This is a genomic window from Mucilaginibacter angelicae (assembly GCF_042434235.1).
Taxonomy (GTDB): domain Bacteria; phylum Bacteroidota; class Bacteroidia; order Sphingobacteriales; family Sphingobacteriaceae; genus Mucilaginibacter; species Mucilaginibacter angelicae.
In genome coordinates, this window is the sequence record NZ_JBHLTS010000007.1 from 29,653 (window position 1) to 55,113 (window position 25,461).

At 43.5% G+C, this 25,461-nt stretch carries 20 protein-coding genes and 1 tRNA gene; 12 read left to right on the top strand and 9 right to left on the bottom strand.

Annotated elements, in window-relative coordinates; all coding sequences use genetic code 11:
* Positions 1-19: 19 nt before the first annotated feature.
* Complete coding sequence (locus ACFFGT_RS03755) at positions 20-235, bottom strand: hypothetical protein (RefSeq protein WP_377021170.1); 216 nt, start codon at positions 233-235, stop codon at positions 20-22.
* 189 nt (positions 236-424) lie between these two features.
* Here ACFFGT_RS03755 and ACFFGT_RS03760 point away from each other — a divergent pair, with 189 nt between their 5' ends.
* Positions 425-997 carry a porin family protein gene (locus ACFFGT_RS03760; RefSeq protein WP_377021171.1) on the top strand — a complete coding sequence of 191 codons (573 nt, stop codon included), beginning with the start codon at positions 425-427 and terminating at the stop codon, positions 995-997.
* Positions 998-1,203: 206 nt separating this feature from the next.
* On the opposite strand, the gene ACFFGT_RS03765 is transcribed toward ACFFGT_RS03760, so the two are convergent.
* From ACFFGT_RS03765 to ACFFGT_RS03775, 3 genes are all read right to left on the bottom strand, one after another.
* The gene (locus ACFFGT_RS03765; RefSeq protein ID WP_377021172.1) at positions 1,204-4,626 is read right to left on the bottom strand and encodes a ThuA domain-containing protein; all 3,423 of its coding nucleotides are present in this window, start codon (positions 4,624-4,626) and stop codon (positions 1,204-1,206) included.
* A 209-nt stretch (positions 4,627-4,835) separates the two neighbouring features.
* Positions 4,836-5,228, bottom strand: coding sequence for a hypothetical protein (locus ACFFGT_RS03770; protein WP_377021173.1), 393 nt, complete (start codon positions 5,226-5,228; stop codon positions 4,836-4,838).
* A 328-nt stretch (positions 5,229-5,556) separates the two neighbouring features.
* A tRNA-Asp gene (locus tag ACFFGT_RS03775) sits at positions 5,557-5,667 on the bottom strand.
* Positions 5,668-5,819: 152 nt separating this feature from the next.
* Here ACFFGT_RS03775 and ACFFGT_RS03780 point away from each other — a divergent pair.
* From ACFFGT_RS03780 to ACFFGT_RS03825, 10 genes are all read left to right on the top strand, one after another.
* Positions 5,820-6,296, top strand: a complete 477-nt coding sequence (locus tag ACFFGT_RS03780; RefSeq protein ID WP_090532141.1) for an Lrp/AsnC ligand binding domain-containing protein — start codon at positions 5,820-5,822, stop codon at positions 6,294-6,296.
* A 493-nt stretch (positions 6,297-6,789) separates the two neighbouring features.
* Complete coding sequence (locus tag ACFFGT_RS03785; protein WP_377021174.1) at positions 6,790-7,725, top strand: FAD:protein FMN transferase; 936 nt, start codon at positions 6,790-6,792, stop codon at positions 7,723-7,725.
* Positions 7,726-7,910: 185 nt separating this feature from the next.
* The gene (locus tag ACFFGT_RS03790; protein WP_377021175.1) at positions 7,911-8,249 is read left to right on the top strand and encodes a hypothetical protein; all 339 of its coding nucleotides are present in this window, start codon (positions 7,911-7,913) and stop codon (positions 8,247-8,249) included.
* On the top strand, positions 8,239-9,147 hold the full coding sequence (locus ACFFGT_RS03795) for a hypothetical protein (RefSeq protein ID WP_377021176.1): 909 nt from the start codon (positions 8,239-8,241) through the stop codon (positions 9,145-9,147). The genes ACFFGT_RS03790 and ACFFGT_RS03795 overlap by 11 nt, the downstream gene beginning before the upstream one ends.
* A gap of 9 nt (positions 9,148-9,156) precedes the next feature.
* Positions 9,157-9,840 (top strand): response regulator transcription factor, encoded by a 684-nt coding sequence (locus ACFFGT_RS03800; protein WP_377021177.1) that lies wholly within the window; start codon positions 9,157-9,159, stop codon positions 9,838-9,840.
* A gap of 4 nt (positions 9,841-9,844) precedes the next feature.
* The gene (locus ACFFGT_RS03805) at positions 9,845-11,179 is read left to right on the top strand and encodes a sensor histidine kinase (protein WP_377021178.1); all 1,335 of its coding nucleotides are present in this window, start codon (positions 9,845-9,847) and stop codon (positions 11,177-11,179) included.
* A 257-nt stretch (positions 11,180-11,436) separates the two neighbouring features.
* A complete protein-coding gene (locus ACFFGT_RS03810) occupies positions 11,437-12,114 on the top strand; it encodes a YiaD family glycine zipper/OmpA-like lipoprotein (protein WP_377021179.1) in 678 nt (225 codons plus the stop codon).
* 171 nt (positions 12,115-12,285) lie between these two features.
* Positions 12,286-12,675, top strand: a complete 390-nt coding sequence (locus ACFFGT_RS03815; RefSeq protein ID WP_377021180.1) for an HYC_CC_PP family protein — start codon at positions 12,286-12,288, stop codon at positions 12,673-12,675.
* A 68-nt stretch (positions 12,676-12,743) separates the two neighbouring features.
* Entirely contained in the window at positions 12,744-13,244 is a 501-nt protein-coding gene (locus ACFFGT_RS03820; RefSeq protein ID WP_377021181.1) for a heavy-metal-associated domain-containing protein, read from the top strand.
* A gap of 24 nt (positions 13,245-13,268) precedes the next feature.
* A complete protein-coding gene (locus ACFFGT_RS03825; RefSeq protein WP_377021182.1) occupies positions 13,269-14,069 on the top strand; it encodes a hypothetical protein in 801 nt (266 codons plus the stop codon).
* A 410-nt stretch (positions 14,070-14,479) separates the two neighbouring features.
* On the opposite strand, the gene ACFFGT_RS03830 is transcribed toward ACFFGT_RS03825, so the two are convergent.
* Positions 14,480-15,397 carry a DUF8428 domain-containing protein gene (locus tag ACFFGT_RS03830; protein WP_377021183.1) on the bottom strand — a complete coding sequence of 306 codons (918 nt, stop codon included), beginning with the start codon at positions 15,395-15,397 and terminating at the stop codon, positions 14,480-14,482.
* Positions 15,398-15,734: 337 nt separating this feature from the next.
* Between ACFFGT_RS03830 and ACFFGT_RS03835 the strand changes: the two genes are divergently transcribed.
* Complete coding sequence (locus tag ACFFGT_RS03835) at positions 15,735-17,297, top strand: glycoside hydrolase family 10-like protein (protein ID WP_377021184.1); 1,563 nt, start codon at positions 15,735-15,737, stop codon at positions 17,295-17,297.
* A 153-nt stretch (positions 17,298-17,450) separates the two neighbouring features.
* Here the strand turns inward: ACFFGT_RS03835 and ACFFGT_RS03840 are convergent, their stop codons facing one another.
* The 4 genes from ACFFGT_RS03840 to ACFFGT_RS03855 form a co-directional block, all read right to left on the bottom strand.
* Complete coding sequence (locus ACFFGT_RS03840) at positions 17,451-18,245, bottom strand: DUF1835 domain-containing protein (protein WP_377021185.1); 795 nt, start codon at positions 18,243-18,245, stop codon at positions 17,451-17,453.
* A gap of 333 nt (positions 18,246-18,578) precedes the next feature.
* Positions 18,579-21,917, bottom strand: a complete 3,339-nt coding sequence (locus ACFFGT_RS03845) for a vitamin B12-dependent ribonucleotide reductase (RefSeq protein ID WP_377021186.1) — start codon at positions 21,915-21,917, stop codon at positions 18,579-18,581.
* A 910-nt stretch (positions 21,918-22,827) separates the two neighbouring features.
* Entirely contained in the window at positions 22,828-23,589 is a 762-nt protein-coding gene (locus tag ACFFGT_RS03850; protein WP_377021187.1) for a phosphosulfolactate synthase, read from the bottom strand.
* A 284-nt stretch (positions 23,590-23,873) separates the two neighbouring features.
* Positions 23,874-25,277, bottom strand: coding sequence for a tetratricopeptide repeat protein (locus ACFFGT_RS03855; RefSeq protein ID WP_377021188.1), 1,404 nt, complete (start codon positions 25,275-25,277; stop codon positions 23,874-23,876).
* Between the last annotated feature and the right edge of the window lie 184 nt (positions 25,278-25,461).

The following is a 25,461-nucleotide window of genomic DNA, read 5'->3' on the forward strand; positions in this document are numbered from 1 at the left end:
TATAACCGTAGTGTCTATTTTACAGGCGGTTATTATCAATATTAACCAAAGCCTTTTGTAAGGTGAAAACCACATACTTACGGTCGCGGTTTACCAGGTCCATCAGTTTGGTAATCAGGCTTTCTTCCTGCCCTTCGCTGTATTTCAACTGCTCGTCTGTAAGGTGGTTGTATTTACGTTGAATTTTAATTTTTACGCGTTCCCAGTCCTTGTTTGTAATACTGATTTCAGCCATGTTTAATTTATTTTCAGCAAAAATATAAAAAATACCAAGTTGCTACTGTTAATTGTTTGGCGCGTGTATTGATAATGCCTAATACGGCTTAAATATAAGCCGGGTTATAAACTAAATTAATAACGCAAAGCCGTATACAATTTTAAAGGATGATGTGCGTTTACGGCTTTACATTTAACATTGAAAATCATGAAAAAGTATCTATTAAGTGCGGCATTACTGATTGCTGTAAGCATCAGCGCCAAAGCACAGTTTTCTTTAGGTGTAAAAGGTGGTGTCAATTTTTCAAAAATCGGCTCCGATAATTTTAACGATAAAAACCTCACCGGCTACCAGGCGGGTTTATTTGCCCGCCTCGGCAACAGTCTTTACTTACAGCCAGAGCTTTACTTGAGCGGTACCGGCGGTAAATTTGAATCGAACGATAATAACACCGCGTTTAGTGGTAAAGTAAGGTTTACTAACCTCAATGTGCCATTGCTTATAGGCAAATCATTTGGCGAAAAAGACCTGAATTTCCGGATTATGGCAGGCCCGATTTACACTTATCAGCTTGATCATAGTACAAGCCTGGGTGATAATGTGGGTAATGCATTCAACGATTTTAACAAAAGCAACATTGGTTTCCAGGCCGGTGCAGGTGTTGATATCGGCTCTATCACTGCCGACTTGCGTTATGAAGGTGGTTTAACAAAAGTAAGTGACAGCTTTGCCAAACGCCAGAACCTTTGGGCGCTGAGTGTAGGGTTTAAGATTTTTTAAGTTTGATAAAGTTCGTGAGGACACGAACTTTGGGAAACGTACAACGGCCTGGCAGGTTAACCTGCCAGGCCGTTGTACATTACCCACTCGTCATTGCGAGGAACGAAGCAATCGCGAACTATACAGGCGACTTGCATAGCCTCTCTGCTTCTTGGGGATTGCTTCGTTCCTCGCAATGACGGGTGGTTTAGGGCATTTGTATTTAATTACTTAGCACTAAACACCACCGATGTCACCCCGGCTGTCATAGCGGCTTTGCTTGCCGGTTTGTAAACAAAGAACAGCTTGTGCATTTTGCCATCGGTTACCGGTGTAAGTACAAGATGAATAGCGCCGCCTTTGACATCTTTGGCCGGTACCGGCATACTGCCTTTGCCTGCAAGTGTGCCTGTTTCTGAATCGAGCCTCAACTCAAAATTAAGCGGCGCTGTTGGTGGCCCCTGCCAGAAATTGGTAAGGTTGATGGATCTTACACCTGTAAGATCGATGTTATCCAGTGCAAACCAGCCTTCAGTGCCCGGGTAGATCATCAGGTTCATGCCATTGTATTTAAAGGCGGTGAAGCCGTTGAATTTTTCGGTGCCTTTAAACTGGTAAGTACTGCTGTTTAATGATACAATATTGCTGCCGGTTAATTTTTTAATATCGTTACCGCCATCATCGGTGTATTTGGCTGATAACACCAGCGCTGCCGACTGTTGTTTTTCGGGCGGTGCAGGTAAAATGGTACCCGAGGCCGCTAATGATGGTTTTTGATTGCTGTTATCAAGCGAAAGTACCCAATTAATGATCTGGTCAACATCGCCTTGTTTAATGTTAGGGTGGGCCGACATTGCTGTTTCGCCCCAAACACCAGCACCGCCTTTTATTACCTTTTGGGTAAGCTTGGCCATAGCATTAGGGTCTTTTTTATATTTAGCCGCAACCTGTACAAATGACGGCCCTATTGATTTGCCGTCTTCCTTATGGCAGCTTTTGCAATCCATAGTTAACATGAGGGTTTTGCCGCGATTTTCGGGCTCGCCCTGTTCATGCTGTGTGGCCGATTGTGCTTTGTCGAAGCCTTCGATATAATCCAATCCTACATAAATGCGTTTCGGATCAACAGCTTTGGTATCCGGTCCGTCGGTTACGTTAACCGAGTATTTGAACGGTACGCCCGGCAGATAGAATGATTTGTTACCGCCGGTAATATTGATGCTAACCGTTGGCTGTTCATTACCTGCATAAACGCTGAGCGGCATACTTTTGCTGGATGCACCTTTATCGTCTTTTGTTTCAACAGTGATTTTGAAATCACCTGCTGTTGTATAGGTATAATCAAGCGATGGCGTGGTGGTTTCTTTGGTTACGCCATTGCCCAGGTTCCAGGTATAAGAAATGTTGTCTTTTTCCGGATCGGTAGCTTTAGCTACAAGTTTAACGGTAAACGGCAATACGCCTGATGTTTTATTAGCCTTGAACGATGAAATTTCCGGCGGACGGTTGCCTGAGATAAAGTCAATGCGGAATAAACCGGCATCGGGGTTATGAGAGAACCAGCCGCTGCCATATTCCAAACCGTAAAGCCTGCCATCGGGGCCAACTTCCATATCAATCATGGAGTTTACCTTCAGTTTAGGGAAGAAAGGCTCCATCTTATCAAAATCGCCTTCAGGTGTCAGAGAAACGGCTTTTATCCAGCCGCGCATCCAGTCGTACGTCAAAAACTTGCCGTTGTAGTAATCGGGCAAACGGGTATCTTCCGGAAACATATCGGTATAATAAACCGGGCCGGCCATGGCATTCCTGCCACCTGTACCAACCTGCGGGAAATCGGCCGATGGGCCGTAAGGGTACCAGATAAAGGCCGGTTGCGCCGGTGGAAGATCGGTTAAGCCGGTGTTGTTTCGTGAGTTATTAACCGGGTGTTTAGGGTCAAACGCCGGACCCGATTTGCCTGTGCCATAATCATAAAGGTGGTAGGGTTTGTTATCGCCTACAAAATACGGCCAGCCAAAGTTACCTGCTTTTTTAGCCTGGTTAACCTCGTCATAACCCATTGGACCACGGTTGTCAAGACTGTCATTATGTGCATCAGGGCCAACTTCACCCCAGTACAGGTAGCCGTTCTTTTGATCTACCGAGATCCGGTACGGGTTCCTGTCGCCCATTACATAAATTTCGGGGCGGGTTTTTGGTGTGCCTTTCGGGAACAGGTTGCCTTCCGGAATTTCATAGGTGCCATCATCCTTAAGGTTGATCCGCATAATTTTACCGCGAAGATCATTGGTATTACCGGCCGAACGGCGTGCGTCAAACTGTAAATGACCAGGCCTTTCATCTAAAGGGGCATAACCGCTGCTTACATATTTCTGTCCTTTTTCATCAAACGGAGTTGAGTTATCACCAGCCGAGAAAAACAGGGTTTTATCAGGCCCCGGACCAAAGGCTATCGAACCGCCTGTATGGCAGCAGATCTCGCGCTGGGCTTTTACCTCCAAAATAACTTTCTCAGTTTTTTTATCCAGTGTGTCATTTTTAAAAGTAAACCTCGAAAGGCGGTTTACCGAACTATCGGCAGGACTATAGTATATATAGATCCAGTTGTTATTGGCAAAATCGGGGTCTTTAGCCAGGCCAAGCATCCCTTCCTCGGCATTTACATTGGGTACGTGGGCTTTCCAGTATACATCAAAAAAGCCAACCTGTTTTACCTTTTGGGTATCGTGCTTGTACAGCATGATCTCGCCGCGGCGCTGGATCACCATAATATCGAAGTTCGGCAATATGGTCATTTCGGTAGGCTCAAAAAACTCACCGGTTGATAATTGCGTCTTTTTGAAGCGGTCTTCGTCTGGCGGCAATTGGGTTTTGGCCTTTCCGTAATTCAGTTCTTTATTTTCGCCTATGGCGTATTTGATACCGGCAAGCAGCATTTTCAGATAACCTGCTTCTTTATAACTCTCGTCGGTATGGCCCATGGCTGTGTAGAATGCGCGACCGCCGTCAAAGTCATGAAACCAGGTAGCTGGGTGCAATCCCATACGTTTGCCACCTTTATAGGTACTTTCGTCAAGGGTGATCAGTACATGAACATCTTCGGCCAATGGCTTGCGGAAACTGTAAAACTCGTCGGTACGTTTCCATACCTTAGGCAGATCTTTAGTAGCATCGTTATTGGCATCAACTATATTATAGGTGCCAGGCTGTACATTAGGGTTTTTATCATGGATGCCGGGATGGTCATAAAACCAGGCGCCAACTAAACGGCCGTACCAACCCCAGTCGTATTCGGTATCAGCGGCGGCGTGGATACCTACATATCCCCCTCCGGCTTGTATATAGCGTTCAAAAGCTGCTTCCTGCCTGTAATCAAGCACATCGGCGGTGGTACTTAAAAAAATAATGGTTGAGTATTTTTTAAGGGTGTCCTCATTAAACATGGCCGAGTTTTTTGTAGTATCCACGTCGAACCCATTTTCGGCGCCAAGCTTTTTAATGGCTACAATACCGGCATCGATAGATGCATGGTGAAAGCCCATGGTTTTTGAAAAGATAAGTACCCGTGGCTTGTTGGGGCGTGTTTTGTTACAGGATAAGTAAATGCAGCTAAATGCCACAAGAACCATCAGGACGATTTTTTTCATATCGGCTTATTGTGGGTTTTGGGTTAATTGGTTTTAAATGTTGATGAATTTAGGGTTTGTGCCGCAATCTACTCAATCGATTGTAATAAATTGTTGCCTACCAAATTTATAACTAAATCTTTACGAAACAATACCCAATGTGTAAAAATGACACAATATTTTTTAATGTAAGATTGACGGTTTTTGCTGCGCCCCGGATACGGAAAAGATTATTTCTTCTTTCGGTTTTCGAGCATATCGGCAATGCTGATCCCGGAGCAATCAGTAATAAGTGCGGAAATTATTTCAAGAGGAACCTCGTTGGAGTTGCTGAAGTTGATGCAGCCCTTTTGAAATTTAGCTGCTGGCAATAATGCGGCGTATTTGCTATGGAGCACCGGGTTCATGTAAATGGGCATACAATGCAGCGACATATGGTTTTTAACAACCGAGAGCCCGTATTTCATATAACAACGCTCATTATAAAGGATCATTTGTTTCCCCATCATGCTTCCAATCACGGGTATAACTGAAGCGTCGTTGCCGGTAATGGCATTGTGTATACCTGTTAATAACGCTTGTTTTTCGGTAAGTTGTTCCTGGATATATTCGGATGGTGTCATGAGGATTGGCCTGGTATGCTAATTTACAATATTTTTTGCCCGAAATACAGTGTAAAAAAACCTATAAAAACAGCAAAGCCCCTGATGGGCAGGGGCCTTTACTAACCAATTATAAACCTAAATTATGAGAAGAGCTGTAGGAGAAGGAGTCGAACCTTCACGGAGTGGTTATTTCTATTGCTAAAAGTTTCCCAATTTCTCCGCCACCGCGACAAGGAGGTGTGTCTGCCAAAAATTTCACCATCCTACAGTATAGTAAGTTTCAAGCCCGAAGCTTTCAGTTCTAAGTTTTTTTACTTATCACTTTAAATTTCGTATCTTAAACTTGCTGTTGGGGAAGGATTCGAACCTTCACAGAGTGGTTAGCCCTTACGGGTTTTCCATAATCTCCGCCACCGGGACAAGGAGGTGTGTCTGCCAAAAATTTCACCACCCAACATTGTTTATCGTTTAAAGAACAGCTAAGCATTTCCCTTTTGCTTGATACAAATTTAATAGGACTAACCATTTCTTGCAAATATTTCAACAAAAATATTTTATTTTTAATCGAATTTTAATTAAACTTGTATTTCAATATAGATATTCAAATTTATGTCCCACAGAAAAGCTCAAAATTTAGAAATTGATAATCTCGACATTCAGATTTTGTCAATATTAATGAAGAATGCTACTACTCCGTATACCGAGATAGCTAAAGAGTTGATTGTTTCTGGCGGAACCATACACGTGCGGATGAAAAAGTTAGAGGAGATGGGTGTAATAAAAGGGGCCAGCCTTGAGGTAGATCCGCAAAAATTAGGATACGATATCACCGCATTCCTTGGTATTTATCTCGAAAAAGGATCACAGTATAATGAAGCTGTGAAACAGCTAAAAACAATTAAAGAGATTGTTGAACTGCATTACACTACCGGCGAGTGGAGTATTTTTGCTAAAATAGTATGTCATGATACCACTCACCTGCGCGAAGTTTTGAACGAGCAGATCCAGGGTGTAAGAGGTATTCAACGTACCGAAACCTTCATCTCGCTCGAAGAAAGCATAAGGAGGCAAATAACGCTGGAATAAATTTTTACTCAAATTATTGAAACGCCCATAGCCTGGTTTTTACCGGGCTATGGGCGTTTGTTTTTTATGGAAAATGAGAAATGTATATTAACAGAACGTCATTATAAGGTACGAAGCAATCCCCAATGAGCAGAATAGCTATACAGATTCGCCCTGTAAAGTCGGGGATTGCTTCGTGCCTCGCAATGACGCTTTTTATTTCTTAACGGCTTCTAAGGGATGCTATACTTCTATAATAGGTTAACAGTATTGCTGTAATTTTCCCCTCCGATGTTGCTGGTTCAGGGCACCCTGCTCTCCTTTTATCATTAAAGTGTTAAAAAATGTCAAAATCAGTTAATTACATTAATGAAAAGGCCTTTTTCATCTCAATTTCATAAAGCGCCGCTACTTTAGTTTTTGTAAAGGATTGATGTAGCGTATTTACTTTAACCTGCGTAAGGTAATTTACAACACATTGTGTGTTCATTTTTAGATACTTAAAACAAATATTATGCTGGCTATAAAAACTTTAACCGATAATTTAACAGTCTACAAACGTAACATGCGTTTAATGGGCGATAAATTTGAGATTAGTGTGGTGGGTAACAACCCCCTGCTGGCCGATGAGCAAATTGACATTGCCATTGATGAAATTAACCGGGTTGAAAAACTGCTTTCGGCTTTTAGCGATGACAGCAGCATCAACCAGATAAACCGTAATGCGGGTATTGCCCCGGTAAAGGCCGATGGCGAAACTTTCAGGCTGATTAGCAGGGCGCTGCAAATATCTGAGCTTACTTATGGTGCTTTTGATATTACCTACCTGGCAGATACAGCTAACGAAGCTGAAGTTGAAAATACGTCAGTAAAAACTGCCAAACGTACACTGTCTCTCGCCAGCTACAAAAACATAGTACTTGACGCTGTAAAGCAAACTGTTTTTCTGAAAGAAAAAGGAATGCGCATAGGCTTTGGTGCCAACGGAAAAGGTTATGCTGCCGATAGGGCCAAATATGTATTGCAGATGAATGGCGTAAGCAGCGGCGTTATCAACTTTGGCGGCGACCTGCTTGCATGGGGCTTACAGTCAAACCTGCAACCATGGACTGTTGCCGATGCCGATGCTACCCAGCAAAATCAGCCATTTGCCGATCTGGAGATTAGCAACCTTGCTTTTGCTACTTCGGTTAATGCCGAAAAATATGCAAGCATCAGTAATAAAAAATTCACTAATGTGTTTAACCCTAAAAAAGGTTTCCCGGTTAGCGGCATCACAAGTGTAAGCATCCTTAGCCCTACCGCCGAATTTGCCGACGCTTTGGCTACACCAATACTCTCCATTGGTGTTAATGCCGGCCTGTACATGATCAATCAGCTTAACCAGGTTGCTTGTGTTATTATCGACGATCAAAACCGGGTTTATCCGTCAAAAGATATAACTCTTTAATTTACAGCGTGTAAATCATATTCATAAACCTTTCATCATAATTGTGATCTGTTATTATTCATTTGCATCGGCATTTTTACATTGCCTGTGCAAATGAATTGTTATTTATTGTACCTTTCTCATTTGGGTGTAAACATTTAAATTGACCGTTATTTGAGCCTTATTTTTACCTTTTCCTCTCTTCAATGATAAAGTGGTTTGCGTATATTGTCCTGTTATTGATATTTGCAACACGTATATCATCTGCCAATGCCCTTACAAAAAACATTGATGCACATGCCTATACCGGTAACAAAAAGCCGGGTATGTTGTCGTATACTTCATTAGCGGCCGATACTACCAAGACTAAAAAGCAACTGGAGGATGAAAAGAAAAAGATTAAGGAAATAGCCAAAGCAAAGCGGCAGGCTAAGCCGGCTACTGTTGATGACGATGCTGTGCCGCCTAAGCCCAAACCAAAAAGGCAGCGCCGGCCCGAAGGCATGGAGCGCCCGCCCGAAATACCGAGAAGAAATGGCAGTTAAACAGGTTAAACAATTTACCATATTGATGAAATACCTTTGCTTACTATTTTTTGTGGCTGCAAGCAGTACTGTATTTGCTGCGGATTTTGATTTGCGCCTTTTTGCCGGTAAGCACACCTTAGTAGCCGATTCTGACACCATTATTCGTAAACGGTCAATTTCGGCCGGGGTAAGTTATGGCAGCGATGTGCTGTTTTTTGGTCGTACCGGCCCGGTAAAATATCCTTTTGTTACAGCCGATCTGATCTATAATACCAAATCCGGCATTTTTCTATATGGTTCGGCATTTAAGGTTTTGGGTTATGCCCCCGTTGATGAGGTTGATGTTGGCGGCGGTTACTTTTATAAATTTTCAAAAGCATTTTCGGGCTCGGCAAGTTATACCCGGTTCTTTTTTGCCAGGGATGCCGCGCAGGTTATCAAGTCGGCCTCATCTAATGATATCAATTTTAAAAACTCGTACGATTGGCATTTTCTGAAAACAAGCGCTGTGCTCGATTATCTTTTTGGCAAATCGAACGATATTTTTTTAACGGTAAGCAATTCAAAATACTGGGAAAGCAGCTGGAGCATTTTTGACGACCAGGATTTTCTTTCTTTTAACCCCTCCTTTAATTTTATCCTGGGTACGCAGAATTTTGTTCAGCGTTATTCGCTCGATCATCATTTCAGGGATGAGGCTGCCAATATTTCTATTCAATATGATCCGCGTTATGCCAGCCGCAACCGCCGGTTCAATATGCTTAATTACAGTTTCAAGATCCCGGTAGCTTATAACCGGCCGCATTATACGTTTGAGTTTTCGTACAAGTATTCTATCCCGGTTAACGTAGAAGGTGTATTGCTCAACCGGCGCGAGTCGTTTTATAATTTAACTTTTTATTACGTTTTTTATTAACCATAATACATGAATGTTTTAATAATAGAAGACGAAACAGCACTTGCCCACGAACTGGAGATCTTTCTTTCAAACTATAACTACATCTGCGAGGTTTGTTTTGACGGCACTTCTGCATCCGAAAAAATTGCCACCAACCTGTATGATTTTATATTGATAGACCTGGGCCTGCCCGATTATGATGGCCTTGACCTGCTTAAGGAATCAAAAAAGAATAATTCGGATGCGGCCTGTATTATCTTAACTGCCCGCGCAGAAATTAATGACCGGATTAAAGGCCTCGACCTTGGCGCCGACGATTACCTGCCTAAGCCCTTTTCGTTGCTTGAGCTGCAAAGCCGGATGCAGGCTATCATCAGGCGTAAGTTTGGGGTTAAAAATAACATTGTTGAACTGGGCGGTTTCCTGATCGACCTTACTGCACGCACTATATCCTACTATAACAGCGTTGTAAATACCATTACCAAAAAGGAATTTGACCTTATAGCCTATTTAATTTTACATAAAAACCGTACGCTTACCCGCATGCAGCTTAGCGAGCACATCTGGGGCAGCGTGGTGAATAATGATTACGACAGTAACTATATAGACGCGCATATTAAAAACATCCGTAAAAAATTAAATGCCTATGCCCCGCCCGATTGGCTGGAAACGGTACGTGGTTTGGGCTATAAAATAAAGATCAACGCCTGAGTATTTGAAATTAGGAACAAAACTTACCCTTTTTAACGCCATCTCCAAGCTGGTTATCGTGATACTGTTTGTATTGCTTGTTCCTGTATTGATCAAAAATATCAGTCGCAATTATGTTGACAGCAAGCTGATCAAACAAAAGAACAAGCTGCTGCAAATTGTAAAAAACAAGGGGATTGAAACCTACATCGAAAATGGCGAAGCTTATGGCAGCTACCTGCCGCTTAAGGAAGAATACATCAGTTTGGATGAGGTTGATCCTGATTATTTCCTGGATACCATAAAAAGAGGCAAGCGCCTTTTTAGTGAGGGGGATACTTTAGAGTACCGCATATTGAGCCATACCTTTAAGGTTAAGAACAAAAATTACCTGCTGGAGATAGGCAAGAGTGTTGATACCCTGGATGAAACCAGTATCCCCCTGCAAAATATAGCTTTCGAGGTGTTGCTGGGGATGATCCTGCTTACCGTACTGGCCGACCAGGTGTATTCAACCTATGTACTTAAGCCATTGAGGCTCATTATAAAAACCAAACTTGTAGGCCAAAAGTTCCCTAATTTTCATACCTACCGGCAGGTACGTACCACTACCTCCGATTTTCAGCACCTGGATATCAGTATCCATAACATGATCGAAACTATTGCCGATAAGTTTCATAAAGAGCGGGAATTTATTTCCAATGCATCGCATGAGCTTATGACACCGATCTCTATTCTCCAGTCAAAAATTGAAAATATGTTTGAGGAGGAAGATATAAACGATGAGCTTAAAGGCAGGTTGCTGGAAATGCAAAAGATCCTGAACCGGTTGAAAAGCATTACCAAAACGCTGTTGCTTATTTCGCAGATTGAGAACGAGCAGTTTTTAAAAGAAGATAAAGTTTCTGTATCCGAACTGTTGCAGGAGGTTTATGACGAGATCTCCATTCGTTTACAGGATAAAAATATCAGCTACGAAATGGCAATGCCCGATAACTGGCATTTTGTCAATATCAACAAGTTTTTACTTTTTAACCTGTTCTTTAACCTTATTAATAATGCCATCAAATACAATAAGGAGGGTGGCAGCATTAATGTAACCGGCGTGGCTGTGTTTGATAAATATGTGATCAGTATTACAGATACAGGTATCGGTATTGCTGAAGATGCCATTCCGCTGATCTTTAATCGTTTCAAAAAGTTCAGGCAATCATTACAGCAGGACAGTTTTGGGCTGGGCCTGCCCATTGTAAAATCAATTGCAGGTTTTCATGATATTGAAATTGATGTAATTTCTGAAAAAGATAAAGGCAGCACCTTTAAACTCATTTTCCCGGCAACACTGATCGTGGTTTCCTAAAACTGCAAAAAGACATGTCAAGTTGTACTGTAGCAAAAATTTTACAGCCGCTTTGTACTAAAAACCGGGCAGTGCCGGAAAATCCCCGAATCCAGCATTCTTTACTTCGTTGAAATTAACTTTACTTATCATTAAAAAAATGTTGCCGTGATTGATTGATGATGTTCTTTTAAGGAATGTACTTCTTAAAACTGCCATAGCCCTGTTTTGGCATCTGCTTTGTAAAATGTACGATATAACATAATTATACAAGTACGATGAGAACCCTTAAATTAAGAGTAGCCACCCTTGGCATAGCATTAGCTACAGCAGGCATATTAGGCTCAGGATGTAATTCACTTACAAAAACACAAAAAGGCGCGGCTATTGGCGCAGGTGCAGGAGGTACAGTAGGTGCATTTATTGGTAAGGCCGCAGGTAATACTGCTTTGGGTGCTATTATAGGTGGTGCCGTTGGTGGTACTGCAGGCGCTTTTATTGGCCGCAATATGGACAGACAGGCTGCCGAAATTAAACAAACCGTACCAGGCGCTACAGTAACCCGCGAAGGCGAAGGTATTTTGGTTAAGTTTGATTCGGGTATTTTGTTTGATACTAATAAGTCCGACCTGAAACCGGCAGCGCAAACCAACCTGCAAAATCTTGCAGCTTCATTGCAAAAAAATCCGGAAACTAACATTACCATCATTGGCCATACCGATAATACCGGTTCTGATACCTATAACCAAACGCTTTCGGTACAAAGGGCTGATGCTGTAAAATCATACCTGGCTGCAGGTAATGTAGCATCATCACGCATGACAGTAACCGGCAAAGGCGAAAGCGAACCGATTGCCGATAATACCACTGCCGATGGCCGCGCTCAAAACCGCAGGGTGGAGATCACTATTGTGGCTAACGATAAAATGAAAGAACAAGCTAAGCAAGCTCAATAACTAAAAAAGAGCATAATAACATCATTTAATAGTTTTAAAGAAGTCCCCGGCGCAAAGCCGGGGCTTTTTTGTATAAGCCAAAATCACTATTTACACATTTGTTAAACTATGGCTTGCCCAAACTGATAAAAACATTTTGTAATCAACAAGTTAATCACCTATTTTTGTGGAATGGTAAAAAGATCAGGAGCAATATTACTCACTATGCTGTACACGGTTACGGTATTGGGCTTTGCTCTTAATTTCCATATTTGCGGCGACTATGTATCATCGGTAAAAATTGATGCCCCGGCTGTTAATTGTAAAATGGACAAACAGGGCGGCAAAATGAAATGCTGCAAGGATAGGCAGCTTGAAGTAAAGGTTAAAGACGCTCACCAGGGCGAATCAACATCCTTTTTAACAAAGATGTTTGGTTTTGAACTGCCAAGCTGGTCGTTTGATAGTCTTTTCCCTGCTTTGCCATCTTCTTCTTCTGACAAATTTTATGACCGTGGCCCGCCCGACCCACCTGTACAGGACATTGCCACCTTTATCCGCCACTGTATCTTCCGCATTTGATCCGTTAATTGTTAACCAGGTAAACCTTATCAGTAGTTTATTATCTAACAATTATTAAAACGATCAACATGAAATCTTTAAAAATATTCTTCATCATATTTTCGCTTTCTGTAACCGCAGCTAAAGCCCAATTCACTAAAGCCGAACTCCAGGTTAGCGGCCTTACCTGTGCCCTTTGTGCCAAATCAACCGAAAAAGCGCTGCGCGCATTGCCTTTTGTTGGCGATATCAAAACCGATCTGATCCGCAATACCTATCTTATTACCTTTAAAAATGATGTGCCTGTAAATTTTGAGCAGATCAGCAAAAAGGTTCAGGGTTCGGGATTTTCTGTTAACAGTTTAAAAGCCACTTTCAATTTTGCTAATACCAAAGTTGCCGAAAATGCCTTCAACTATGGGGGCGATACTTATCGCCTGCTTAACGCTGCCGATAGATCGTTTACCGGCGATGTTAACTTTACCGTAGTTGATAATGGCTTTGCGCCAAAATCGGTATCAAAAAAATACCTTGGCCAGGTTACCGACGCCGCCCCTGCAAGCGGTCGTATTTATCATTTAGCTATCTAAGCCCTTCATTTAACTTTATTTTTTATGAAGAGGATATTATTGGCTGTTTGCCTCATGGCAATGGCCCGCTCCGTATTGGGGCAGGAATTGTATGTAAATACAGAGCCTGCCAGCAATATGGCAACCGGCTCATTGGGCATCCGTGTTGAAAACCAGGGATACTTTACTCCTACATACAAAAATCGCAGTACCATTGAAGCCATGTATGGCGTTAGCCGTCACCTCATGGTTCACGGATCGGTTTACATGTCTGACTATTACAGCAACAATCAGCATTTTGAAGGGGGCAGTGTGTACGCCAAATACCGGTTTCTGTCTATCGATACCGTTCAACGGCATTTCAGGGGCGCATTTTTTGCCAAGCTGTCAAGCATCAATAACCCCATAGTTAATAGGGAAATTACTTTAGAGGGTGATAACAGCGGTGCACAGGGTGGTGTGATTTTTACTCAACTGCTGCATAAGCTGGCGCTTTCGGGTTCGGTAAGCTATTTGCGTGCGTTTAATAACAGTGGCCATTATGAAGTCCCCCAGGAGCGGGTGCGTAATGCTGCCGCCTATACGTTATCAGGAGGCTATTTGCTGCTGCCGCGCAATTACCGCGATTACAAGCAGGTAAACCTTAATTTATATTGTGAGCTATTAGGCAAAACAAACCCGGGGCATGGGGAAAGCTACCTGGATGTTGCTCCTGCCCTGCAGCTCATCTTTAACAGTACCTGCCGGCTTGATTTCTCGTACCGTACGCCTATCTATAACGATATGCAGCGGAATACTAAAAACATGTACCTCATCAGGCTGGAGTACAACTTTTTTAATTTATAACCCTACACTACTATGAAAGCATATATTATGCTTGTCGTCGTGTTTTTTGCTGCTGCCGGTGCATCTGCCCAGCATCAGCATGAAGATGAGCGATACTACTAAAAGGCCCTGAGCTTCGACGGGCTACCCATGACATATTTAAAAAACACTTGTCATTCTGAGCTATAGCGAAGAATCTTCTGCAATATACAGGGCCGCTATGCAGGGCGAAGAAGATCCTTCGTTCCTCAGGATGACAATAAGTTAATGTCATTTCTTCTTCAGAGCCCGTCGGATTTTAAAACTCAGTCACGCTATCGCTCGCAATGACATGATTTTAAAGCGCTTTTTCAAAACGGCATAATTAAAAGAAGAAGCCCAGTTTGCTGCTGCAAACCGGGCTCCTTTGTTATTTTCAGTAAAATCAGTACTTATTTAAGCGTTACACCTGTTTTACCCATAGTGCCGCCATCAGCATAAAGCATAATGGTATAAGTTCCCTTTTGGAATGGCAAGGTTGGGTTTATCCAGTCGATGGTGTATTGTGTGCCATCGTCTTTAAAATCAATTGAGGTTTTGTAGGTGTATTGCAAATCCTGGCCATCGGCGCTGAAAGTACCCGAATCGGGTGCTGTGATCAGGTTGCCGGTTGGGTCAATCACACGTACATAGATATCGTGCATGGCTTTTGTTGCCAAAGTATTGCTTGCTACGGTGAAATTGATCTTCAGCTTTTTAGCCGGGTTTGCGCGGGTAACGTCAACCTCTTTACCGCTTCCTCTGATTTTGTAGGCTACTACATCTGATGTTGCCAGCTTGAGTGCCTGGGCTACTTTAACCTTGGCCCCGAGATCCTCGTTCTGTTTGGAGAGCGTATCTACCTTTTTGGCAACCGTTGCCAGGTTAGTTTTTAAAGTGTCCCGCTCATTGGTGAGGTTGGTGTTTTGTTTTTTCAACTCGTCAATGTCGGCGGTGTACTTGGTTACAAAATAGCGGAGCTGTTTTACATCCTCCTGTACTTTGGCAAGTTCCTGTGCGGTAAGCTTACCTTTAGCCAGTTTAGCCCTCAGAATTTTAATGGTCGACTTTAACGAGTCGTTTTTGGCGGTTAGCGCGGCGGTCATCTTGGTTTTACCTGCAGTGACCTGTTCAACCTGCGATTCAAGACTGTCAAGTTCTGTTTGCAGCCTTGTTTGCTCATCATGCTGGTAAACTATTTTTTTATCGGAGTTGTTTTTTTGCAGGTACAGGTACACATCGGTACCCAATAAAGCAAGTACTACTACGATAAGAAAATAAATAACGTTTGAGTTTTTCTTAGGTTGTTGTTGCCCAGATTGGTTTTCCATAGCAATTAAATGTTAAGTTTTAGCATAGTTAAGCAAGTGGTATAACAAACGCTTAGCTATAGTGTTTAGTTTTTGGCGAAATATCAACTGTTAATTGATGTAAAGCGCTTTCCTGCAAGTATATACAGGTGTGTTTATTCTTAATGGTTAACATATTCAACGTTAAAACACTAAAAATATGATTTTTCAAAAAATTATTACATCAATTGTGTTAGGCGTGGGGCTAAAATAAATACAATATGTTTAAAACACAATAAGGCTTCAATTTTTATACTTCATAATAAACCTGCTACGTTATGAGTTTATATCTTTGCAGCTTTCAATATAATTCTATTTAATGCATATATACCAAAGGTTCATACTCCTGATTATAATCCTGTTTACAAGTTTAACAGTTAATGCGCAGCCGGCGGAACTGGTACCGGCCCCGGTTGATGTAAAAATGCAGCCAAAGCGCGAATTCAGGGGGGTATGGATAGCTACGGTGGTTAATATCGACTGGCCAACCAACTCCAAATCGCCATCTGAAAGGCAGAAACAGGAGCTTATCGATATCTTAAATTCGCACCAGGAAACCGGGATTAATGCAGTTATGCTGCAGGTTAGGCCTGCTGCCGATGCTTTTTATGCTAAAAGCCGCGAACCATGGTCAAAATATTTAACAGGTAAACAGGGGCAGGCCCCCAGCCCAAATTACGACCCGCTTGAGTTTGCCATTACCGAAGCGCATAAGCGTGGCATGGAGCTGCACGCCTGGTTTAACCCTTACCGCGCAACGTTTGATGGTAATTTTGCAGCACTTAGTCCGCAACATATCACCAAAATAAAACCCGAGTGGTTTTTTACCTATGGCGGGATAAAAACATTTAACCCCGGCTTGCCCGAAGTGCGCGACTATATTGTACAGGTGATACTGGATGTGGTGGACAATTACGATATAGACGGCGTGCATATGGACGATTATTTTTACCCATACCCCATTGCCGGGCAAAAAATAAACGACGATGCAACCTTTAAACAGTATGGCGAAGGTTATGATAATATTAAAGACTGGCGCCGCCACAACGTTGATCTGCTGATAAAAATGATTGCCGATAGCGTACATGCGCATGATCCCAACATTAAATTCGGGATCAGTCCTTTTGGGATCTGGGCCAATAAAGCCCAAAACGATGAGGGTTCTGAAACAAACGGAGGTTCGTCATATTATGAAAACTATGCCGATACCCGCAAATGGATAAAGGAAGGCTGGATAGATTATATTAACCCTCAACTTTACTGGCAGATAGGCAATCGCGCTGCTGATTTTCAAAAACTATTAAGCTGGTGGAGTGATAACACCTATGGCAGGCACCTGTATATTGGGCAGGCCGCTTACCGCATTAATGAGCGCAAGGTACAGGCTTTCAGAAACCCGGGGCAGCTGCCCCAGCAGATAGGTTTAATCCGGGATAACCCGAGGGTGCAGGGCAGCGTTTATTTTAGTTCCAACTCGCTCACCAGCAACCCGCTTGGTTTTACCGATTCGTTACGTGATAATTATTACCAGTACCCGGCCCTGCCGCCGGTAATGTTATGGCGCGATTCGATACCTCCCAATGCCCCCCAGCAGGTTACTGCCAGGGCTGCAGGTAAAGGTGTATCAGTGAGGTGGCTTATGCCAACCCTCGCTAAAGATGAAGAACCGGTTTATGGCTATGTGATCTATCGCTTTAATGATGGTGAAAAGATCAATATTGATAACCCGAAAAATATCCTGAAGATCAAGTATGATGCAGCGCTGGGCTATGACGATAATACCGTTGTTAAGGGTAAAACCTATTTCTACGTAGTTACGGCGTTGGACAGGATGAAGAATGAAAGTGAGCGATCGCCTACGATAGCGGTCACGGTGCCGTAAGGATTTAAAAGATAGGGGCTTGTGCGATTCCCTCCCCTGGGAGGGTGTAGGGAGGGGTTTATCTCCTTTTACTTATTAATGGGCAGGGCGTATAAACCCCTCCCTGCCACTACACAATCAACCGCACCCCTCCCAAGGGAGGGAACTTAGGTTTCAAACCGCTATCAACCCCTTTTCCTTTAATTTATCCAGGTAGATATCAATCTCCAGATCGCCCATGCCAAATATGCTTTCGGTTTTCCAAAAGGCGGTGTAAATAGCTATTTTGGTTTTAGCACCTCCATTGTAAATGTCCAGTAGCTTTTGCTCGATATAGCTTAGGCCATCGGCATTGGTTTCCAGGCGTTTTAAGTGGGCTTTTAATGCAGGTTTAAGCAATGGGATCCCGCCCCAAAATGTATTTTCATTAAGCCATTTTTCCAGCTCGGCGGGGTTGCCATTTACATAAAGTTTCCAGGCATCGCAGGCAAGGCCAAGTTCCCACTCGTTAAGGCGTTCGCGGGCATCATATAGTTCTTCAAACTGTTCGCCGGTTAGTTCGCCAAGTCCTTTTTTATTATCGAACTGAACGCAATCGGCCAGGCAAATGAGATAAATGGCCGGGGCTGACATATCGGTTTTGAGCGATAGCATTTCCAGCACACCCAGCAGGTTTACCTGGCAATGCAAATCAAACTCAAACCACAGGTTAATCTCTTTATACTGGCTGTTCAGTTTACCAAGCTCATCCAATACTTTATGCTGATACTCATCAGTATCCCCATTTCCATCAAATGTTTTACTGATCCAGGCGCGGCGGGCGTTCCAGAAACTGCCCGACAGGATATCCTCCTGCAGGGGCCCTTCAGAAAATACCTCGCGCCAAACCATAACATCGCCATCGAGCCCTGTTTGATCAAAGCCATCTAAGGCGGCATCGCCATTTAATATGTGTAGGATAGAGTTCATAAAAGCTAAGTTATAAAAATAATGCCCCCTGCCCTCCTGAAGAGGGAGTTTTTGATTTGTTATGACAATACTTGAAAAATCATGTTGCAAAAAATAAAAAAGCCCACTGCTATTCGAGGTCTCTGACCTCGAATCACTATGCCTGTAGTTTGTAACTACAGGCATGAATAATGCTTTCTGTAGTTGCAAACTACAGGCATAATAGTCCGTAGACGGAGTCTACGGACAGCGCTGGCGTAAATAGCCACAATCTAAAAACAAACAAGCCCCGTCTGAGGGACGGGGCTGTCACATAATTAACTATTTATAACTGATTGAAAAAATCCGTATTTATTAAGAGCAGCCCATTGAGTTGCCGCAGTTTAAGCATTTGTAGCAAGTGCCTGAACGTACTGTGGTGTGCCCGCAAACGTTACAACTTGGCGCGTCGCTTTGCACACCCATACTAACATCGAAAGATAAACCTTTTCTTTGAGCATTGGAAGTATTATCCAAAGATACCTGATTATGGGTAGATGGCTGATACACATTGGTTTCATCTACATTAAAATCTTCATCGCCCATTTGTGGATTTCCTAATACACCGTTCTTATCTGTTATGATATGTACAAGGTCGGTACGGTCCTGGTACTCGTAGCCCAGCATCCTGAAAATATAGTCGATAATGGAGGTTGCACTTTTGATATTGGTATGGCCTACGACTATGCCGGCCGGTTCAAAACGGGTAAAAGTGAATTTTTCTACATACTCCTCAAGCGGTACGCCGTATTGCAGGCCGATAGAAACTGCAATGGCAAAACAGTTCATCAACGAACGGAAAGTTGCCCCTTCTTTATGCATATCCACAAAGATCTCGCCCAAAGTACCATCTTCATATTCGCCGGTGCGTACAAACACGGTTTGCCCGTCGATACTGGCTTTTTGTGTAAAACCGCGGCGTTTATAGGGCAGGTGTTTCTTTTGCACCACGCGCGAAAGCTGGCGCATAAAGTTGGTGTCCTTCGATTTTTCCATGATGGCCATGGCGGCCTCAATAACCTGCTCGGGGGTAAGGTCGCTTAGTTTTACGTTGGCAGCTTCACCCAATACTTCTTCAACGGTATCCAGTTTTTCGTCGGCTTCTTCTTTAACATCCGATTTGGTTGAGAGCGGTTGAGATAGTTTACAGCCATCCCGGTAAAGTGCATTGGCTTTTAAGCCCAGTTTCCACGAAAGCTCATAGCAATCTTTAATCTCGTCAACCTTGGCTTCGTTTGGCAGGTTAATGGTTTTGGAAATAGCTCCCGAAAGAAAAGGCTGCGCGGCAGCCATCATTTTGATGTGGCCATGGGCGTGGATATAGCGTTCTCCTTTTGCCCCGCATTTATTGGCGCAATCAAAAATAGGATAATGATGCTGTTTCAGGTACGGTGCACCCTCAATGGTCATGGTGCCGCAGATGTACTCATTAGCCTCGGCAATCTGTTTTTTGCTGAAGCCAAGTGTTCGCAGCACATTAAAATCAGGCGCATTATATTGCTCAGGCTTGATGCCTAACCGTTTCAAACATTCCTCGCCCAGCGACCAGATATTGAAGGCAAAGCTGATCTCGAAGGCAGATACCAATCCCTTATCCAATTTTTCCAGCTCATCATCGGTAAAACCTTTGGCTTTAAGGGTATCTATATTGATATGTGGTGCCCCATTTAAAGTTGCAGCCCCTTTGGCATAGTTAACTATAGCGGTAACCTCATGTTCACGGTAACCTAAATTGCGCAAAGCTTCGGGCACCGCCTGATTAATAATTTTGAAGTAACCGCCTCCCGATAGTTTTTTAAATTTCACCAGCGCAAAGTCAGGTTCTATACCGGTAGTATCGCAATCCATTACCAGGCCGATGGTGCCGGTTGGGGCAATAACAGTGGTTTGGGCGTTGCGGTAACCATATTTTTCGCCCATCTCAACTGCCTTGTCCCAGGCATTGCAGGCGGCCGAAAGCAGGTAATCAGGGCAATGTTTTTGGTCGATACCCGGAGGGGCTATTTCTAAACCCTCATAGTTTTCAGTAGAATTATAAGCCGCATAACGGTGATTGCGCATCACCCGCATCATGTGACCTTTATTATCAGTATAACGACTGAAAGCACCCAGCTCACGGGCCATTTCGGCCGAGGTGGCATAGGCAGTGCCGGTCATGATAGCGGTGATAGCGCCACCTATAGCACGTGCTCCATCGCTGTCATAAGGAATACCATTTACCATCAATGCCGAGCCCAAATTGGCGTAACCAAGACCAAGCGTGCGGTAATCATAGGATAACTGCGCTACTTCTTTGGATGGGAACTGTGCCATCAATACCGAAATTTCCAGTACGATAGTCCACATACGGCAGGCATGCTCAAATCCTTTTACATCAAACACGCGGGTTTGCGGATTAAAGAAATGGGCAAGGTTAATGGACGCCAGGTTACAGGCCGTGTTATCCAAAAACATGTATTCCGAACACGGGTTGGACGCATTGATGCGGCCACCCTCAGGGCAGGTATGCCATTCATTAATGGTGCTATCAAACTGAACGCCGGGATCGGCACAGGCCCAGGCTGCAAAAGCGATATCGTCCCACAGTTTTTGTGATGAGATGGACTTAACCGTTTTGCCGCTCATCCGGCTGGTTAAATTCCAGGCTGAACCTGTTTTAAGCGCTGTAAAAAAGCTGTTGGGGATGCGTACCGAGTTGTTTGAATTTTGGCCGGATACGGTGCGGTAGGCCTCGCCCTCATAGTCGGATGAATAACCGGCAGCTATCAGGGCAGCTACTTTCTTTTCCTCCTCTACTTTCCAATTCACAAAGCCCTCAATTTCGGGATGGTCGAGATCCAAACAAACCATTTTGGCTGCACGGCGGGTTGTTCCGCCCGATTTGATGGCGCCAGCCGCTCTGTCGCCAATTTTCAGGAAGGACATCAGGCCTGATGAGTAACCACCGCCAGATAATTTTTCAGTCTCCCCGCGGATCTTAGAGAAATTTGTACCCACGCCCGATCCGTATTTAAAAATGCGGGCCTCGCGGACCCAAAGGTCCATGATGCCGCCCTCGTTTACCAAATCGTCATCAACAGAAAGGATAAAGCAGGCATGCGGCTGAGGGCGTTCATAAGCCGAGGTTGATTTGCTCAGTTGTTCTGTTATCGGGTCGACATAATAATGCCCCTGCGGCTTGCCTGTGATGCCGTATGAGGTATGCAGACCGGTATTGAACCACTGCGGGGAGTTTGGCGCAGCCAGTTGTCCAACTATAGTGTAAACAATTTCATCATAAAAAATCTCAGCATCTTTTGGGCTGGCAAAATAACCATACCGCATGCCCCAGTCTTTCCAGCAGTTGGCCATGCGGTGGGCAACCTGTTTAATGCTTTTTTCGGATCCGGTTGTGCCGTCGGGTTGTGGTACGCCTGCTTTACGAAAATATTTTTGAGCAAGGATATCAGTAGCCACCTGCGACCAGCCCGCAGGTACCTCAACATCGTTCATCTCAAACACAGCATCGCCGGAAGGGTTGCGGATAACCGACGATCGTTTTTCATATTTAAACAGGTCATAAACGTTAGTGCCTTCTTTGCTGAAATAGCGTTCTGCTTTGAGTCCCTTCCCCCCGCTTGTTGCGGGCGCCTTCCTGGTAATGTTTTTAGCCATAGCTTGTACAGATTATGATAAAATTAACTGAGTAGTTGCAACACTAAAAAAGGTTCAGGGGTTTTAACTCAAATCTATTAGTATGCTAAATAGCATAATAGCCGGAGTTTTCCACAGGGTAAACAGTAATTGCGGCGGATGGGGTTTACAGGATTTAAATTTGCTGTTTTTCAGTTACTTGCTGTGTTAATAACTAAGAATTGAAGGGGCGGAATGTGATCTTGTATTTCGAAATTAAGATTTTGTCGCTTTTTTATTGACTACGAACAGATTTAGTTGAGATGGATCCTTGAGATCATCTGTTAATACTTCAAAACTAAGTACTATACTTTTGGGATCCCTGCTGGCGCAAGTCTTGTGTGGCTGGCAGTGTCGGGATGACTTGTGCCTTTAGGACAAGACATTGTAAATGTATAACGGGATTCATCATAGCGAAGCACAAGTCATCCGCGCTCACCGTCCCCAACACAAGACTTGCGCTAAAATGCGGCGGAGAGGTACCTTTCACGGAAGCACAAGTCATCCGCGCTCATTGTCCCCAACACAAGACTTGCGCTAAAATGTGGAGAGTGGGTTGCTATAACTAAAAAGAAAAGCCCCTGCTGGCGCAAGTCTTGTGTGGCTGGCAGTGTCGGGATGACTTGTGCCTTTAGGACAAGACATTGTAAATGTATAACGGGATTCATCATAGCGAAGCACAAGTCATCCGCGCTCACCGTCCCCAACACAAGACTTGCGCTAAAATGCGGCGGAGAGGTACCTTTCACGGAAGCACAAGTCATCCGCGCTCATTGTCCCCAACACAAGACTTGCGCTAAAATGTGGAGAGGTGGGTTGCTATAACTAAAAAGAAAAGCCACCGGATTACTCCGGAGGCCTGGTTAATTGTTATATTAAGATCAGTCAACAATTACATCTCTAAAAAATGGTCGAAAGTATCGCTGCGGATACCGAGGCGCAGGGTTTCCAGCGGGATGATATCGGCCGGGGCAATGTTGCCTAAGCTTACATTGGCGCCAATCAGTTTAATAAACCAAACCTGCTGTGCTTTTTGCGGGGCTTCCCAAATGATAGTTCCTTCGGGAATCTGGGTCAGGATCTCGTCAACCAAACCCTGGCGTACCTCCCCCGAATCACGATAGATGCCCACGTTGCCACTTTCACGTGCTTCGGCAATAACTTTCCATGAGCCGGCTTCAATTTCGGCATTCATCAGTTTAATCCATTTATATGGGGCGAAGATTTTTTGAACATCTTTTGAACCTACTTCAGATATTACGGTTACCTGTTTGGCCAGCTCGCTGATGTAGTTGCATTTAATATCATGCTCAATAGTGATCGATCCGTCAGATACCTCGCAATGTTCCAGCTGATATTTATCCAATAAGCGGCGGTAGTCATCAAACTGGTTACGTACAATAAAAGCCTCGAACAAGGTACCGCCAAAATAAACCGGGATCCCGGCTTCGCGGTAAAGTTTTAATTTTTGATCGAGATTAGGGGTAACGTATGATGTAGCCCATCCCAGCTTTACAATATCGGTATAGGGACCGCCAACTTCAATGAAATCTTCAACCTGGCGCAAACTAAGGCCTTTATCCATAACCATGGTAATGCCTTTATCACGCGGTTTAGCTGTACGTTCAGGAAGATGATTGATAGCGTAGTTCATTGTAAGTATTTGTTATAGCCTATAACTAAAAGTTCTAATGAAACAAAGGTCGCAACAAATGTGCAGATGTGCAAATTTCAAATGTTAAATGATCTTAAAGTTTGAATGTGCAGATTATAGATGTGCGGATGTGCAGATTTCAGATGTGCAGATTGAGAATTATACAGATATTTAGTAAGGTAAAGCAAAAAAAGCAGATGAACTTGATTGGATCATCAAGCCATCTGCTTTTTCATCTGCATATCTGCACATCTGAAATCTGCACATCGTACCTATTTGCACATCTATTTAGTATACCTGTTAATGATATCCACAATTACTTTGTTCTTTTGCAATTGGGGGAGGTAATCAAACAGGATATAATGTTTTTCCGGGTCGGCTGCTAAAGCATACTCCAGGTTGTTAAGGGCTTCGTTGTATTCGCCTTTGGCAAACAGGTAAGCTACCATACGGTAGTAAAGCTCAGCTGCTTCGGGGTTGTTTTTAATAGCCTGTGCTATGATCTCGATAGCTTCATTAAGCTTTTGCTGCTCATAAAGTATCGACGAATAATCAAGCCACGCGTCAATATCAAGCGGGTTTAGCTCAACCACTTTTTCGTAAGCCTGCTCGGCCTCGGTAAGATGACCAAGCTTATATTCGGCATCGGCTATAGCAAACCAGTAATCGGCATTCGCAATATCCAGATCAAGCGCTTTTTTGTAAAAGTGCAGGGCCTCAAAATAGCGTTCTTCAAAATCAAGCGTAACACCAATCCCAAACCAGGCATCGGCCAGCTTCGGATCCATTTTAACCGATTTTTTGTAGAAAGCGCGGGCATCGTCCATCTGCTCCAGCTTTTCGTAGCATTCGCCAATGGCGCAATAAGTATCGGCATTGGGCTGCTCGTACTCAAAGGTATGGCGGTATACTTCTATGGCTTCTGCATATTTTTCAAGGTTAACCAGCGCATTGCCTTTGTTGAAATAGGCCGATGCAAAGCTGTCCTTAATTAATATGGCATAGTCATATGCATCAATAGCTTTTTCAAACAGGCTCAGCTTGGTATAGGCATTGCCTAAATTATACCATGCCGCGTAGCTGTATGGCTCGTTATCGATATATTGCTGGTAAAACTGCACGCTTTCCTGCTGATTGTCCATTACGTCGTAGCAAAAAGCCAGCTCGTAAAGGGCATCCTGGTTTTCCATATTTTGCTTAAGGCAAAGCTTAAGGTAGGTTATGGCAGTATCATAATCGCCCATGTTTTGGTAAACGTAGGCAATGTGCAGCAGGATCTCGTCGGTCTCTTCGGCAAGGTCAAGGGCCTTTTCGTAGTTTTCCAGTGCCTCGGCATAACGTTCCAGGCTTTCGTACAGGTTGCCACGGATGATATAAATATCCGCGTCAGATGCTTCAAGCATGGCAGCTTTTTCAAGGGCTGCAAAAGCCTCCGGAACTTTGTTGCTTACCACAAGCAGTTGGGCCTGTTTGATCAGGAAAATTGCCGCAAAAGGGTGCTGGTTTCTCGCGTACTCTGCTACCTGTAATGCCCTGGCCGGATCATTTTTTTCGATGTAGTAGTCGATAATGTTCTCAAACGCCTGGGCATCAAAAAAGTACAAGTCCTGATTTCTGATCATTTCCTCGTACCGTTCTACCGAAAACTTTGGATCTTCGGTAAAACCAAATTCAAATTCTTCTTCCATTCAATTTTGTTTGCAGAACATCCGCTTTAGGTTGACAAATTGCCTTGTAAAGACTTATTGAGTTCAAATTACAATAAGTAAGCATCCAAAATGCAATTTAGTTTTCAACATTCAAACATTGTTAACAACTGTTAAATACAATGTGCTGATAATTAACCCCAATTAATCAAACGGCCAATGAACG

What these genes read in the sequence shown, in the direction of transcription:
- ACFFGT_RS03755 (WP_377021170.1), bottom strand. Translation starts at nt 235, where the DNA reads ATGGCTGAAATCAGTATTACAAACAAGGACTGGGAACGCGTAAAAATT.
- ACFFGT_RS03760 (WP_377021171.1), top strand. Translation starts at nt 425, where the DNA reads ATGAAAAAGTATCTATTAAGTGCGGCATTACTGATTGCTGTAAGCATC.
- ACFFGT_RS03765 (WP_377021172.1), bottom strand. Translation starts at nt 4,626, where the DNA reads ATGAAAAAAATCGTCCTGATGGTTCTTGTGGCATTTAGCTGCATTTAC.
- ACFFGT_RS03770 (WP_377021173.1), bottom strand. Translation starts at nt 5,228, where the DNA reads ATGACACCATCCGAATATATCCAGGAACAACTTACCGAAAAACAAGCG.
- ACFFGT_RS03780 (WP_090532141.1), top strand. Translation starts at nt 5,820, where the DNA reads ATGTCCCACAGAAAAGCTCAAAATTTAGAAATTGATAATCTCGACATT.
- ACFFGT_RS03785 (WP_377021174.1), top strand. Translation starts at nt 6,790, where the DNA reads ATGCTGGCTATAAAAACTTTAACCGATAATTTAACAGTCTACAAACGT.
- ACFFGT_RS03790 (WP_377021175.1), top strand. Translation starts at nt 7,911, where the DNA reads ATGATAAAGTGGTTTGCGTATATTGTCCTGTTATTGATATTTGCAACA.
- ACFFGT_RS03795 (WP_377021176.1), top strand. Translation starts at nt 8,239, where the DNA reads ATGGCAGTTAAACAGGTTAAACAATTTACCATATTGATGAAATACCTT.
- ACFFGT_RS03800 (WP_377021177.1), top strand. Translation starts at nt 9,157, where the DNA reads ATGAATGTTTTAATAATAGAAGACGAAACAGCACTTGCCCACGAACTG.
- ACFFGT_RS03810 (WP_377021179.1), top strand. Translation starts at nt 11,437, where the DNA reads ATGAGAACCCTTAAATTAAGAGTAGCCACCCTTGGCATAGCATTAGCT.
- ACFFGT_RS03815 (WP_377021180.1), top strand. Translation starts at nt 12,286, where the DNA reads ATGGTAAAAAGATCAGGAGCAATATTACTCACTATGCTGTACACGGTT.
- ACFFGT_RS03820 (WP_377021181.1), top strand. Translation starts at nt 12,744, where the DNA reads ATGAAATCTTTAAAAATATTCTTCATCATATTTTCGCTTTCTGTAACC.
- ACFFGT_RS03825 (WP_377021182.1), top strand. Translation starts at nt 13,269, where the DNA reads ATGAAGAGGATATTATTGGCTGTTTGCCTCATGGCAATGGCCCGCTCC.
- ACFFGT_RS03830 (WP_377021183.1), bottom strand. Translation starts at nt 15,397, where the DNA reads ATGGAAAACCAATCTGGGCAACAACAACCTAAGAAAAACTCAAACGTT.
- ACFFGT_RS03835 (WP_377021184.1), top strand. Translation starts at nt 15,735, where the DNA reads ATGCATATATACCAAAGGTTCATACTCCTGATTATAATCCTGTTTACA.
- ACFFGT_RS03840 (WP_377021185.1), bottom strand. Translation starts at nt 18,245, where the DNA reads ATGAACTCTATCCTACACATATTAAATGGCGATGCCGCCTTAGATGGC.
- ACFFGT_RS03845 (WP_377021186.1), bottom strand. Translation starts at nt 21,917, where the DNA reads ATGGCTAAAAACATTACCAGGAAGGCGCCCGCAACAAGCGGGGGGAAG.
- ACFFGT_RS03850 (WP_377021187.1), bottom strand. Translation starts at nt 23,589, where the DNA reads ATGAACTACGCTATCAATCATCTTCCTGAACGTACAGCTAAACCGCGT.
- ACFFGT_RS03855 (WP_377021188.1), bottom strand. Translation starts at nt 25,277, where the DNA reads ATGGAAGAAGAATTTGAATTTGGTTTTACCGAAGATCCAAAGTTTTCG.